Origin of the sequence: Bartonella melophagi K-2C, from assembly GCF_000278255.1 — a bacterium.
Lineage (GTDB): Bacteria > Pseudomonadota > Alphaproteobacteria > Rhizobiales > Rhizobiaceae > Bartonella > Bartonella melophagi.
On record NZ_JH725082.1, the window covers coordinates 1 to 14,342 of the forward strand.

Sequence of the window (14,342 nt, forward strand, 5' to 3'; positions counted from 1 at the left end):
TTGATTGCTAATAAAAAAATTGACATCAGATTCAAAATCAATAAAATTGTGTATATATTTACACATTATGAGTATATAAAATGGAACAAGATAGCCGAAAAATCATTGCAAAATTAAAATGTGACGGCTTTGAACTTATTAAAGTAAAAGGTTCTCATCATAAATTTAAAAAAAATGGCCAAGTAATTATTGTTCCCCATCCTAAAAAAGACCTTCCAATTGGTACAGCGCGTTCCATTGCACAACAAGCGGGCTGGTTAAAAAAAGGAAAAGAAGAATGAAAAGATTTTTTGCTCTTGTTCACAAGGATGAAGATTCTGCTTTTGGTGTTCAGTTTCCTGATTTTGAAGGGCTATTTTCTGCTTCTGATCAGGAAGAAAATCTTATTGCTAATGCAACAGAAGCTCTACAACTATATTGCGAAGAAATGGATAAGTTGCCAACTCCTTTAAAATTTGAAGAAGTGATACAGAAAGAAATTGTCAAAATAGCTTTGTCGGAAGGAGCTTTTTTAATACAGGTTCCATTTATTGAAAATGATTCAGAAGTGGTGCGTATGAATATATCAATTGAACGAGGGCTCCTGCGTGCGATTGATGATTGTGCACAAGAAAGAGGCTTAACACGGTCTGCTTTTTTAGCAACGGCAGCACGTCATGAACTTAACATTTAGGCAATTAAATGTGAAAAAACTTACAGCCTTTTTTCTACAACCATTTACGCTTAGAAATAGCATATTTAGTTTGATTGAGATAAAAAAATACTAGATCGTGATTTTTTAGTTGACATAGTGGTATGAATTGTATTAAATGACACTGCGGTACTAGTCGTACTGTGCCTAAAATTAGTTTATAATACAGTTTTTATTTCTTTCTATGCTACGGAAAGCCCTGCGAATGCGGGGTTTTTTGTTAGGATAATCCAGTTTATTCATTTTTATTTATTGACATTAATTGACCTCCTCTTTGTCCTCGAGAGTGAGGTCTTTTTTTGTTTAGATCCTTGAGAAGGAAACTGCGATGGCATCTGGCTCAGATACTGGCTCAGATAATTGTGTGAAGGTGAGACCGCCTAATGCAGGAGCAGGGCGTGTGAAAGGTGTTCCCAATAAGACAACGCGCATTCTTAAAGAGGCAGTGATTAAAGCAGCAGAACAGGCTGGTAGCAAATATGGCACTGAAGGATTGATCTCTTATCTTGAACGCCAGGCTTTAAAGTGCCCAGCTGCTTATTTAGCCTTGTTGGGCAAGATCTTACCTTTGCAGGTTACCGGTGAAAATAATGAAGCCATCAAGATGATTACCCGTGTTGAGATTGTAGCGCCTGTTATCAAGGACAATGATGCTGTTTCAGGGTGATTGAGATGGCGACAGCTCAAGTTGTGATCATCGAGAAATTAATTCCCTTGTTTCAAGGTTTTGCAGATGTGCGTGCTGCGTGGGGAGGACGTGGATCAGGAAAGACGAGGTCTTTTGCCTTAATGGCAGCTTTAAAGGGCTATGAATATGGGATGGGTGGGATCTCAGGGATTATCCTTTGTGCCCGCCAGTTTCAAAATTCGCTTGCTGAGAGTTCATTACAAGAGATTAAACGAGCAATTGAGAGTTATGATTTTTTAAAGGATTATTACTGTGTTGGAGAGTTGTCCATTAAGTCGAAAGATGGACGTATATCCTTTCAGTTTTCAGGGCTTGATCGCAATATTGCCAGCATTAAGTCGATGGGGCGTATTTTGCTTTGTTGGGTTGATGAAGCAGAACCTGTGACTGAAACGGCTTGGCAAACACTGATACCGACACTTCGAGAAGAAGGAGAGGGCTGGCGTGCAGAGCTTTGGGTGACGTGGAATCCATTGCGTGAGAATGCCCCTGTTGAAAGACGCTTTCGTTTTACAAAAGATGAAAACATTAAAGGAGTAGAAATTAACTGGTCTGATAATCCTTTGTTTCCCCAAAAGCTGCAAAGAGTACGCCTTGATGATCTTCAAAACCGTCCTGAGAGCTATAAGCATATTTGGGAGGGTGATTATCTTAAAGCTGTGCAAGGGGCTTATTTCCAAAAGGAAATGTTAGCTGCAGAACAAGAGGGACGAATAGGGCGTGTTGCACGTGATCCTTTAATGCCCATTCGTGCTTTTTGGGATATTGGGGGCACGGGAGCAAAAGCTGATGCAACGGCTATCTGGATTGCACAGTTTGTGGGCAGGGAGATCAGGGTGCTTGATTATTATGAAGCGCAAGGTCAACCCTTATCTGAGCATATAGGATGGTTGCGTTGCCATGGTTATGACAAGGCACTGATGGTGCTTCCTCATGATGGTGCGACAAGAGACCGTGTTTACAATGTGAGCTTTGAGAGTGCTTTAAATGAGGCTGGTTTTGACACACAGATTGTGCCCAATCAAGGGGCAGGGGCTGTTAAGATGCGCATTGAAGCGGTGCGTCGTATTTTACCTTGTGTTTGGTTTCATGAGGAAACAACGGTTGCTGGCCGTAAGGCGTTAAATTGGTATCACGAAAAATGGGATGAAAAGCGCGCCATTGGTTTGGGGGCTCAACATGACTGGGCAAGTCATGGAGCCGATGCCTTTGGTTTGATGTGCACTGTTTATGAAGCACCCCATACTCCATCAAAACCAGAGCGTTACAGCGCAACAGAAAGAGAAACGGCATCATGGATGGCATTTTAGAAAACGATGTACAAAAGACGACAAGTCTTGATGATGATGGGCTTTATAGACGCCTTAAGTCTTGGTACGGGGCAGATATTGAGCATGTCAATAAATGGCGAGAGCAAGCGCGTGAAGACTTTGACTTTTATAATGGACGTCAATGGGCAAAAGAAGATTTAGCTGTTTTAAAAGCCCAGCGGCGCCCCGTGATGACGTTTAACCGTATTGCTCCTTTGGTCAATGCCATTGTTGGAGCAGAACGTAATAATAAACGGGAAGTACAGTTTCAACCAAGACAAGTTGGTGCAGCCATATCCAATGAATTGCTCACCGGGGCAGCAGAGTGGTTTCGTGATGAAGCTGAAGCTGAATATGCCGATTCCGATGCCTTTCAAGATATGGTCATTTGCGGTATGGGGTGGACAGATACACGGCTTGATTATGAAACAAACCCAGAAGGCAAACCCACAGTAAGACGTTTAGATCCACTCAAGATGGTGTGGGATGTGAATGCTGTAAGGCCTAATCTGGTTGATGCACAGCGTATGTGGTATGTTGATCGCAAACCCATTGAGGATGCCAAAAGCTTGTTTCCCAATGTGGCTTTTGAAGATCTGAATGCTGATTTTGCTATTGATCCTACAAGCGATCTTGAAGCCTATCATGTTTGTCTTGATGCTTATAGTGATCAGGGTGATGGAATAGAGGTTGTTTCATGGAAACGCTATGTCACGCTTGTTGAGTGTCGTTGGTTTGAATATGAGGCTTATTACAAAGCACAAGATCTTGAAACGGGTCAGATGCGTGATTATAGTGCCCAAGAGTTTGAACAGCTGCAAATGCTTGTGCCGCAAATCCAAGGAGCGAGCTTTCATAAGAAGGTGGTCAAACGTGCTTTTTTGGGGCGTCGTCTTTTAAGCAAGCCTGACAAACCCTTAGCACCTGATGGGCAACTTGGGTGGGAGTGCATTACAGGCACGTTGGATAAGCTTAAAAACCAGTTTTATGGCATTGTCAGACCTGCAAAAGACCCACAAAGATGGTCGAATAAATATTTTAGTCAAGTGATGTATATCCTCAATAGCCAAGCCAAAGGCGGGATTATGGCTGAACGGGGTGCTTTTGATGATGATCGCCAAGCGATGGAGAGCTGGGCAAAGGCTGATACGATCACGTGGCTTAAAAGTGGTGCTTTGACGGGTGGAAGAATACAGACTAAGCCGCGTGCAGAATTTCCCAATGGTTTTTTTCAACTGTTCAATGAGTCATGTGAGGCGATTACCCATGTGACAGGATTATCTGCGGAGTTTATAGGAACAAGGGAGGTTAATCAGGCCAATGTGTTGGAAAATACACGCCGCCAGTCAACACTTAATTTGCTTGCAGGTTTATTTGATAATTTAAAGCTTTATCGGTGCCGCCAAGGCAAGATCATTCTTTATCTGATTCAAAACTATCTTTCCGATGGTCGCTTGATACGTATTTCTGGACCAGAGAAGGCTGAGTATGTGCCTTTAACGCGTGAGGCGATCACCCCCCTTGAGTATGACATTATTGTTGATGATTCCCCAAGCAGTCCGAATGAAAAAGAGAGAACATTTGCAGCCATTACTCAGATGTTGCCGTTGCTTGGGAGTTTCTTAACGCCTGATATGATCCCTGATCTTTTAAAGCTCTCGCCATTGCCAGCAACCCTTGTGGCAAGTTTGACAGCCAAAGCACAGCAAGCACAAATGCAACAGCAACAACAGCAGATGATGATGCAAAACCAAGGGCCGCAATTAAGCCCAGAGCAACAAGCAAAAGTTGCAGCCATTCAACAAGAAACTCAGGCAAAAGGCGTGCTCAATCAACTGGATGCCCAAAGCAAACAAGCAGCACTGCAGCAAAAGAATATTGAGCTTTTCTTAAAACAAGAACAAGCACGTATGCAGCTTGAAATGCAAAGAGCAAGAAATGAGATAACCCAGCGAGAGATGCAAATCAAAGCATTACAAATAGAGCTTGAAAATTATCGAGCAGCAACCATGAGAGGCAAAATTTAACTTAAACGAAAAGGAACTAAAAATGGAAGAAAAATTAACCCCCGAAGAACAAGCCCTTTATGATGCGCAATGTGCAAGCGATTATGCTGTTGAGAGCGTGCAAGCTGAAAAGCTTGAGCAAGATGGTGAGGTTATTAAAGCAGGTGGAGAAGATGAGGCAGATGGATTATATGAGGTATCTGAGCAGCAAGCTGTAGAAGAGGTCCCTCAAGAGCAGTCTGGTCAAGGGAGTGGTGAGAAAGAGTCTGAGCAGGCTCATTATGGTCAGGCTCATTATGGTGTTGTAGAACAAGAGCGTCAAGCACGTCAAAAAGCGGAGCAAGATGCTGCTCAGGCTCGTGAGCTTGCACTGGAGATGGCACAAAAATATGCCGCCATGCAGCAAGAAATTACACGCCGTTTTGAAGAAAATGTTCCTTCCTTAGAAAATGATCCCAAGGCGTATATGGCATGGATTGGTCAGAAGGTGCAAGAACAGCAAAGGTTGTTTCATGAATATTCAAGCATAAGAGAGCAACAAGAGCGCGTCAATCAAGAGTATTATGAACGTCAGCAATTGGGAGATTATTTTGAAGCAGCCAAGGCACAAGTTCAAGATAAATACCCCGACTTAGATCATATTATGGATTATCTTTATGAGTATGCAGACAATGATTTGAAAGAAAATGCCAGTATATTTCCGCAACTTAATGATCCTGCGGTAAGACAAGAACAACTTGGCACTCAATTGCGCGAGATATGTAAGCGATGCCAAAAGACAGGTGAGAACCCTGTGGAATTTCTTGTGCGAAAAGCAAAGAAGTCTGGATACCCTGGCCCACAGATGAGAGATGATGTGAGTGCTCTTCAAGAACGCACGACAGCAGCACGCACATTGGCAGCCCGTGGGGGGCAAGCCCCAACCGGGGGTGTTGATCAAAAAACGCTTTCTTCCATGTCAGAGACTGAATTTGCAGCATGGTATGAGAAAAATCCTGAAAAGTGGAAACAAGTTATGAGCAGGGCGTAAAAGACATGCGCTCCCTACCCCTAGCTCATGAGAGATAACCAAGTGATGTTGCTTGGTTATGCCGTAAAAGTGCGGCAATTTTTTAACCAAAATGAAGAAAGGCATTTTTAAAATGGCAACAACACAAATCAATATCAATGACCCATTAGCGGTGAGCACTTGGGCTAAGGTGCTCAATGTAGAGACCTCAAAAGCATTGTCTATTACACCGCTTATGGGGAAAGATAAAAATAGTATCATCCAAGTGAAGGATGAATTAGGAAAATCAGCCGGTGATTCAATCACAATTGGATTACGGGCCCAACTTATGGGTGATGGTGTTAGCGAAGGCCAAACGCTAGAGGGTAATGAAGAAGCGCTCCAGTTTATGAATGATAAGATACTGGTTAATGAGCTTGTCCATGCTGTACGTGTTAAAAATGAAGGAACAATCGATCAGCAACGTGTTTTATTTAACCTTCGTAATGAAGCAAAGGATGGACTTGTTGATTGGTATGCAGACCGTTTAAGTATGATGTTCTTTATTCAAGCGACAGGCTATACAGCGCCCTGGATGAAGTTTGAAGGGCATACCATAACTCTTAAACCCGTGCATTATGGTTTTAATGCCCCCTTAGAGCCAAGTAGTAAGCGTGTTATTCGCCCAAATCAGAAAAAAACGGATGAGACGCTTGTAAAAGAGGATGTCTTTAATCTGAAATTGATTGATCAAGCTGTGCAGCGCGCAAAACTGGCTAACCCTAAGATTAGACCGGTTCGTGTTAATGGAGACAGTGTCTATGTTTTGTATCTTCACCCAACACAAGTGACCCAATTGCGCACCAATACAGATGCAGGTCAATGGCTTGATATTACCAAGGCAGTTTATAATGGAAGCCGTATGAAAAACCCCATTTTTGATGGGTCATTGGGGATGTATAATGGTGTTGTTTTGCGTGAAGCTGCCCATCTGCCTCATGGGGTTGATTCAAAGACCAAAGAGCCAGTTTTATCCGTTCGACGTGCTGTTTTGCTTGGTGCACAAAGTGTCATCATAGCTTATGGACGCAGCAATGGTGAAACAAAAGGAACTGGAGCAACACGCTATAAATTAGTGGAAGAGGTGTTTGATTATGAACGTGAGTTTGGTGTGGCTGCCAAAACCATTATTGGCATGAAAAAATCACGCTATAGTTTACCTTATTCTGATCAGGGGGCACAGGACTTTGGCACCATTGTCATCCCATCTTTTTCTGAAGATAACGTATAAACATTGATAAAATGAGTAGGATTTCATTATGACAAAACAACCTTCTATTGCACAGACTTTCGTTGAGCTTGTAGAAACAACTGATGAGGGTATGCCCCCTGTTTTACAAGGGCGTAATGTTCATACCCAGCAGGTGAGCTTTTTTCGTGCGCTCCTTCAAGCAAGCGACACAGGGCTTACCAGATCGGTTGGTGTTTTACCGCGTGGTGCTTTGATTAAAAGCATCACTATTTATACGCTGACAGACTTTGAAGGGGCCACTATCATGATTGGTAAAAAGCCAGGAGGCAGTGATTATGGGAGCCAAGTGCTTGAAGAAGAGGATGTCAAAGAGATTGCCGTGCCTTTAAAGGCGCGCCGCGTTCCCCTTGAGTTTGAAAATACGATTTATGTTACACGAGACAAGCAAAGCTCTAAAGGGGCTGCTGAGATCATTGTTGAGTTTTACACAAATCGTTAAAAGAGGGGGGCGTTTGTTCCTTACGTCCCCTTTTTTTTAAATATTGGGAAGAACATTCATGGCTATTACGATCCAGACAGCTGGCCCCCTTGAGATAAAAAGGGAGATTTTTCCTCATGATCAAAATTTTATTCAGATGGTAGGTGATATTCAAGATGAGGTTGATGATCAAACCAATGAATATGTTGATCAGGTCCAAAATGCGATATTTTCGGCTATACGCTTTTGTGAACGTTTTTCCTTTTACTTCAATGAAAGCCGTGAGCTTGTTTTGACCACATTGCAAGGCAAAAACCGCTATGGAGATGAGGCTCACCCCTCAATTAGCGGAGCTATTGAGATTATTGATGCCTCCATTGAGGACAGCAATCATAGTAAATCAAAGCTTTTGCGGGTAGACCCGATAGAGATTGAAGGGCTTGATGAGGCACGTCGTGGCCTGCCCACACGCTATGCTTATTTTGCACAAAAGCTTGTTTTTTATCCAACGCCAGATAATTCTTATTTCATCAGGCTTATTGTTGGCCCTATGCGTGTTAAAACCATTAAGAATGTAAGAGAAGCCTGTGTATGGTTTTTGGAGGCTTATGAGCTCATTAAAACCCGTGCAAAATATGAGTTATATGCCAATATACTCAAAGAACCACAGATGGCATCAACAGCTCTTGCGATGTTTCAAGAGCAGTTAAACGCGCTTCAAATTGAGACCTCACGGCGTAAAAACTTTGCACAGATTCACCACACGGATTTCTGATGACTTTTGTCCCCATTGCTGAATTTAGGCCAGACACTGCATTTATCAACAGTGGCTATTCAAATGAGATTGTGAATGTTTTACCGGCACCCAATGCTTATATTCCCTTTCCAACTGTTTCGCCTGTTTCACAAGTTTTTCCCGATCAGATTTTAAGTGTGTATGCGGTGCGTTCATCAGGGGGGGTACGCATTATTGTGGGCTCACCAACCAAGCTTTACGCGTTTGATAATGGGACGCGTGGATGGAAAGATATCAGCAAGCCTGATACGCTCTATCATGCCAATGAAACGGCCCTTTGGTCTTTTGCTTCTTTTGGCGATTACATTATTGCTGTTAATAGTAATGATGCACCCCAGGTGCTTTCTTTAAAGAAGGATGAAGTGTTTGATGATTTGAGGGGAGAACCTCCACGAGCTGGTATTGTGCGTGTTTGGGGTGATTTTGTTTGTTTGATGAAGCTTACAGATCATCCAAACCGTGTGTATTGGTCGGGTTTAAATGATGTAGAGTGTTGGACTGTTGGGCAAAAAAGCTGTGATTATCAGGATTTTCCAGATGGTGAATATGTTCAAGGTTCAACACAAGCAACCAACCCATTTATTTTTATGCGCTCTTCTATTTACCGGGCGACATTTGTACCGGGCTCGAGCATTATATTTAGTTTTACAAAAATAAAGGATAAAATAGGAGCAAAAAGCAGCACAGCCATTGCAAGCCGTGGAGAGCATACTTTCTTTGTTGCTGATGATGGTTTTTACCAGATCAATCAGGAAGGAGAGATGTTGCCTATTGGTTTTGGTAAAGTCGATAAAACGATTTTTACACTTTATCATAACTTTTCTATCGATGACATAAAAGCATGCATTGATCCGGTTTATTCACGGGTGTACTTTTCGATCAATGATGATGTTTCGGGTATGCATATTTATGTCTATGATTGGATTTTACAAACATGGAGTGTGATTCAAGGGCATAATCTTTTTTTATTTCCCCTATTTGCAGTGGGGTATACTTTAGAAGGTCTCGATGAAGTTTCTAAACGTCTGATAGATTTGCCCGCTTCTCTTGATAGTAAGATATGGCAAAATGGTGCTCCTGTATTAGGGGCATTTAATCAAGACAATAGATTTGGTCTTTTTGCAGGCCCACCAATGGAAGCGGTGATTACTTCACAAACGATTGGGAACGCCACAAGACAGATCAACCTGATGAGCGAGGCTTTTGTTCAAGCGGATACGACAGATGGTTTATTAAGCGTTGGGGCCGCTTTTATTTTGGATCATAACAATAAGTTTCATTGGGCAGATGAGCGTTGTTCTGGCTACAATCACGCGATGTATAATATTCGCTCACGAGCACGCTATCATGCTTTGCGTCTTAGGATACCAGAAGGCACGCTGTGGACGCATATGACAGGTTTTGAAGTAACACTCAAACCTGCAGGTATTAGATGACTTTGAAAGTTTATAACACCCAGCACTGGAGTGCTCGGCAAATGGCGCCCTATTGGCATGATATCTTAAGGTCAATGACTTATTTTATTGATAAGTTTCCTGATGATTATGATCTTGAGATGCTTTTGAGCGCTATTTTAAAGGGCGAGAAGCTCCTTTGGATTATTGTTGATGGGGATGACCATTTTATGGCTCATGTCACGACGCGGTTAGAGCATCTTGTCACGGGTGTAAAGCGTGCTGTGATTGTGACCCTTGGAGGACGAGGTGGGGAGCATTTAAGCAAGCTTATCGTGCATATTGAAGATTATTACAAAGAACAAGGGGCAGATGAGCTTGTCATCACAGGTCGGCGTGGATGGGAGAGATCTCTTAAAGCGCATGGCTACTATGTTAATCTTTTAGAATATAGAAAGCAGCTTTCACATGGGAAAAAATAAAAAACCAAAGGTTACACAAAACACAACACAAACAAACGCACCTCCTGCATGGGCACAAGGTATTTTTGAACTTGGTGCCAATGATGCGATGAATCTCTACAACAATGGCAGTGGCAAGGAGGTTTATCAAGGGGATCGTGTTAGCGATTTGAGTAATCAGACATTGGGTGCAATCACAGGGCTTAACAACACAGCTCAAAATTATAATAACAGCTATTTAAATGGGCTTGCAACAAAACCTAATTCATCAAGTCAAAATTTGAACACCATGGCTTCTGGAGCGCAAATAGGCGCTAACCCTTATTTTAATGAAGCCCTTCAAAACACATTAAACCATACGGCGGGTTCTATTAACAGTTCAATGGCTGGTGCTGGGCGTTATGGTTCAGGGGCGCATACGGGTGTTCTTGCCAATGAATTGGGGAGTATCGCAACCCAAGCGATGGCACAGCAATATAACCAAGATGTTAACAATATGATGGCTGCCAATAGTTTGATTGACCAGGCTAATCAAAACCAGCTTGCAGGGGCTTCAAATTTCTTCCAAGGTCAAGGTCAGGCGAATATGAATGCGCTTGCGGGGGGCAGTTTGATTGATGCCAATAATCAGCAGAAACTGGATGCAGAGCGAGAAAAATGGGAACAACAGAATAATCTTGAATGGGAGCAGTTAGGGAAGTTACTTTCTGCAGGAGGGGCTGTTGCCGGCAATTACGGGACACAAACAGGGCAAATGACAACACTTGTTCCAAACAATCCATGGGCAACGGTTGGAAGTGTTGGGGGCATTCTTGGTGGGCTTACGGGACTAAGTGATCGAAGAGCAAAGGAAAATATTGTTGAAGTTGGGTATAGAGATGGCCACAAACTCTATGATTATAACTACAAAGGGTGCTGTGATCGTTATAGAGGGGTGATGGCGCAAGATGTTCTTGCCACAAACCCTGAGGCTGTTTTCTTAAATGAGGTTACCGGTCTTTTACATGTCGATTATAGCAAGCTTGGTTTTAATATGGAAAGGGTTGCTTAATGTCTGGGTTTGATACGTTAGATCCATCTTTGGATCAAGAAGATGGTAGCAATAATAAAGGGTTTCTGTCTTTTATTGCCCGTTACGACCCGTTCCTTAAGCATATCAATAAACAGGACAGGCGTTATAATCAAAAAATCACTCTTCAAGATCTTATTCGGGGGTATGATTATTATGAGGAACCTAAAGAAACGGGCAAAAAAGGGCTTAAAGATTTAATTGTATCTGTTGCGGATTTAAAAGGTCAAATGCCCCCTTTGTCAGATTATGCAATCAAGACAAACAATATACCCCACCCCTATCAGGGCAATTCTTTAGGAAATGCTGTGTTGTTTGCGCCCCAATCTGAATTTGTTTCTCCTATTGATAGGCCTTCACAAAATGAAGCACAACAGCAAAAGGATACAATGAACTATATTGCTGAGCTCAACAAAAGCTCTATTGGAGAGCCATTACAGACGAATGCGCTTTTGAATGAAAATGCGCCTTTGAATGAACAGGAAGCTTTACAGACAAATGATAAGTCAGAGCAAGAACAAGAATCTTTAAATGCACCTGAGAACTTTATTAATTCACAAGGGCAGCCAAAACAGCTTGCCAATGGTGAAGAAGACTTTTTTCAAAAGTTATTTGGCGGGAATGCTCATGCGGGGGCTCGTGATAACAACAGTGTGGGTGCTTTATGGGATCGTTTTAAGAATTCGCAGTTGTCAGAGCGTTTAATGGATTCTTTTGCTGGTCTTGCTTCGGGGCAAACGCCTCAAGAGAGTTTTTCAAATGCAGCACTTCAATTGCGCCAGGGCAATAGTGAGCGAGCTCAACGCCAGCAAGTTTTAAAAGTTTTACAGTCCAAAGGGTATAGTGATGAAGAGGCGCAAGCAATTGCACAAAACCCTGACCTTGCTATGAAAATCATGAGCGATACGCTAAGCCCTACTGGCCTTAAGGAGGAGTATAGAATACTCACGAAGGAAGAAAAGGAAGTACACGGATTGCCCGATGATATGGCTTTCCAAGTCTCAACACAGACGGGAAAGATTGAGCCTCTTAAGGGAACACAAAGGACAGATGGATCTGGATTAGATCGTAACAATATGCTCTCAAAGCCTGATGCTGGATATAGGTATGTTGAAGATGAAAATGACAACATACGTGCTGAACCTATTCCTGGAAGCGATGCAGAGCGTAAAAGAATAGATGAAGAGAACAAGAAAAAAATAAAATTTTCAGAATCAGAATTTAAAGCAAACCAGTTCATTGGAATGGTCGAAAAATTAAAACAAATAATTGAGAAAAAACCGAATACTGTTGGTTGGTTTGGTTATTGGGAATCGCTCATACCAGGAACACCTGCTTCTCAATTTAAGTCTATGCTTGGTGTTGTTAAGGCCAACATTGCAATTGATACATTGAAACAAATAAAAAGTCTTGCGCCAAATGGAGCATATCAAAAAATCACTCTTCAAGATCTTATTCGGGGGTATGATTATTATGAGGAACCTAAAGAAACGGGCAAAAAAGGGCTTAAAGATTTAATTGTATCTGTTGCAGATTTAAAAGGTCAAATGCCCCCTTTGTCAGATTATGCAATCAAGACAAACAATATACCCCACCCCTATCAGGGCAATTCTTTAGGAAATGCTGTGTTGTTTGCGCCCCAATCTGAATTTGTTTCTCCTATTGATAGGCCTTCACAAAATGAAGCACAACAGCAAAAGGATACAATGAACTATATTGCTGAGCTCAACAAAAGCTCTATTGGAGAGCCATTACAGACGAATGCGCTTTTGAATGAAAATGCGCCTTTGAATGAACAGGAAGCTTTACAGACAAATGATAAGTCAGAGCAAGAACAAGAATCTTTAAATGCACCTGAGAACTTTATTAATTCACAAGGGCAGCCAAAACAGCTTGCCAATGGTGAAGAAGACTTTTTTCAAAAGTTATTTGGCGGGAATGCTCATGCGGGGGCTCGTGATAACAACAGTGTGGGTGCTTTATGGGATCGTTTTAAGAATTCGCAGTTGTCAGAGCGTTTAATGGATTCTTTTGCTGGTCTTGCTTCGGGGCAAACGCCTCAAGAGAGTTTTTCAAATGCAGCACTTCAATTGCGCCAGGGCAATAGTGAGCGAGCTCAACGCCAGCAAGTTTTAAAAGTTTTACAGTCCAAAGGGTATAGTGATGAAGAGGCGCAAGCAATTGCACAAAACCCTGACCTTGCTATGAAAATCATGAGCGATACGCTAAGCCCTACTGGCCTTAAGGAGGAGTATAGAATACTTACCCCAGAAGAAAAGGTAGCGCAAGGCTTGCCTCAAGATATGGCTTATCAAATCTCAACACAGACGGGAAAGATTGAGCCTCTTAAGGGAACACAAAGGACAGATGGATCTGGATTAGATTTTAACAATATGCTCTCAAAGCCTGATGCTGGATATACGTATGTTAAGGATGAAAATGCACCAAATGGTATACGTGCTGTTCCTATTGCGGGAAGCGATGCAGAGCGTAAAAGAATAGATGAAGAGAACAAGAAAAAAATAAAATTTTCAGAATCAGAATTTAAAGCAAACCAGTTCATTGGAATGGTCGAAAAATTAAAACAAATAATTGAGAAAAAACCGAATACTGTTGGTTGGTTTGGTTATTGGGAATCGCTCATACCAGGAACACCTGCTTCTCAATTTAAGTCTATGCTTGGTGTTGTTAAGGCCAACATTGCAATTGATACATTGAAACAAATAAAAAGTCTTGCGCCAAATGGAGCATCGGGCTTTGGGAACTTATCTAACGTTGAATTTATGGCTCTGCAGAACTCTATAGCTTCTTTAGAGCAAGACCTTTCAGCTGAGCAGATGAAAGAATCTTTCCAAACGATTATTGATACTTACAAGAAAGCCAATGATGCAACGCGGATACTTCTTTTTGGTGAAGGAGAAATAACAGTTGATCTTGTTCGACAAGCATACGGACTTGAGGCTTATAAAAATCAAGATAAGGCGCAGCAAACGCAAGATGAGCTGGCGCGTATGACGGAATATGAAAATCTAGAAGCGTTTCCGGAAGGTTATGTATTCATTGATCGTGACAGTCGCGTTAGGAGGAGACAAACTAATGGCTGAGTTAAGAAATGATCCTTATAAAAATACTGAAGTTCTTGGTCATATAAGCGACTTTACCCCAGAACAACTTCGAGAGTTTTCTTTAAGGAATAAGGAATTACTTGC

The 14,342-nt window shown here is 42.0% G+C and carries 13 protein-coding genes; all 13 read left to right on the forward strand.

Going from position 1 to position 14,342, the window contains the following annotated elements; all coding sequences use genetic code 11:
- Positions 1-80: 80 nt before the first annotated feature.
- Entirely contained in the window at positions 81-281 is a 201-nt protein-coding gene (locus tag ME3_RS02855) for a type II toxin-antitoxin system HicA family toxin (RefSeq protein WP_007476967.1), read from the forward strand.
- Positions 278-673, forward strand: a complete 396-nt coding sequence (locus ME3_RS02860; protein ID WP_007476969.1) for a type II toxin-antitoxin system HicB family antitoxin — start codon at positions 278-280, stop codon at positions 671-673. The genes ME3_RS02855 and ME3_RS02860 overlap by 4 nt, the downstream gene beginning before the upstream one ends.
- A 346-nt stretch (positions 674-1,019) precedes the next feature.
- Positions 1,020-1,358, forward strand: a complete 339-nt coding sequence (locus tag ME3_RS02865; RefSeq protein WP_007476951.1) for a hypothetical protein — start codon at positions 1,020-1,022, stop codon at positions 1,356-1,358.
- 5 nt (positions 1,359-1,363) lie between these two features.
- Positions 1,364-2,689: a PBSX family phage terminase large subunit gene (locus ME3_RS02870; protein ID WP_007476971.1), complete on the forward strand. Its 1,326-nt coding sequence runs from the start codon at positions 1,364-1,366 to the stop codon at positions 2,687-2,689.
- Positions 2,674-4,716, forward strand: a complete 2,043-nt coding sequence (locus tag ME3_RS02875; protein WP_007476972.1) for a portal protein — start codon at positions 2,674-2,676, stop codon at positions 4,714-4,716. The genes ME3_RS02870 and ME3_RS02875 overlap by 16 nt, the downstream gene beginning before the upstream one ends.
- Before the next feature lie 22 nt (positions 4,717-4,738).
- Positions 4,739-5,725, forward strand: coding sequence for a hypothetical protein (locus tag ME3_RS02880; protein ID WP_007476974.1), 987 nt, complete (start codon positions 4,739-4,741; stop codon positions 5,723-5,725).
- A gap of 112 nt (positions 5,726-5,837) precedes the next feature.
- Complete coding sequence (locus tag ME3_RS02885) at positions 5,838-6,974, forward strand: N4-gp56 family major capsid protein (RefSeq protein ID WP_007476976.1); 1,137 nt, start codon at positions 5,838-5,840, stop codon at positions 6,972-6,974.
- A 28-nt stretch (positions 6,975-7,002) separates the two neighbouring features.
- Positions 7,003-7,434 (forward strand): hypothetical protein, encoded by a 432-nt coding sequence (locus ME3_RS02890; protein ID WP_007476978.1) that lies wholly within the window; start codon positions 7,003-7,005, stop codon positions 7,432-7,434.
- A 58-nt stretch (positions 7,435-7,492) separates the two neighbouring features.
- Entirely contained in the window at positions 7,493-8,188 is a 696-nt protein-coding gene (locus tag ME3_RS02895; RefSeq protein WP_007476980.1) for a phage adaptor protein, read from the forward strand.
- The gene (locus ME3_RS02900) at positions 8,188-9,645 is read left to right on the forward strand and encodes a hypothetical protein (protein WP_007476982.1); all 1,458 of its coding nucleotides are present in this window, start codon (positions 8,188-8,190) and stop codon (positions 9,643-9,645) included. Before ME3_RS02895 ends, ME3_RS02900 begins: the two co-directional genes overlap by 1 nt.
- 41 nt (positions 9,646-9,686) lie before the next feature.
- Positions 9,687-10,085 (forward strand): hypothetical protein, encoded by a 399-nt coding sequence (locus tag ME3_RS02905; protein ID WP_007476984.1) that lies wholly within the window; start codon positions 9,687-9,689, stop codon positions 10,083-10,085.
- Positions 10,072-11,115, forward strand: a complete 1,044-nt coding sequence (locus tag ME3_RS02910; RefSeq protein ID WP_007476986.1) for a tail fiber domain-containing protein — start codon at positions 10,072-10,074, stop codon at positions 11,113-11,115. The genes ME3_RS02905 and ME3_RS02910 overlap by 14 nt, the downstream gene beginning before the upstream one ends.
- A complete protein-coding gene (locus ME3_RS06715) occupies positions 11,115-14,237 on the forward strand; it encodes a hypothetical protein (RefSeq protein WP_007476988.1) in 3,123 nt (1,040 codons plus the stop codon). Before ME3_RS02910 ends, ME3_RS06715 begins: the two co-directional genes overlap by 1 nt.
- Positions 14,238-14,342 lie beyond the last annotated feature (105 nt).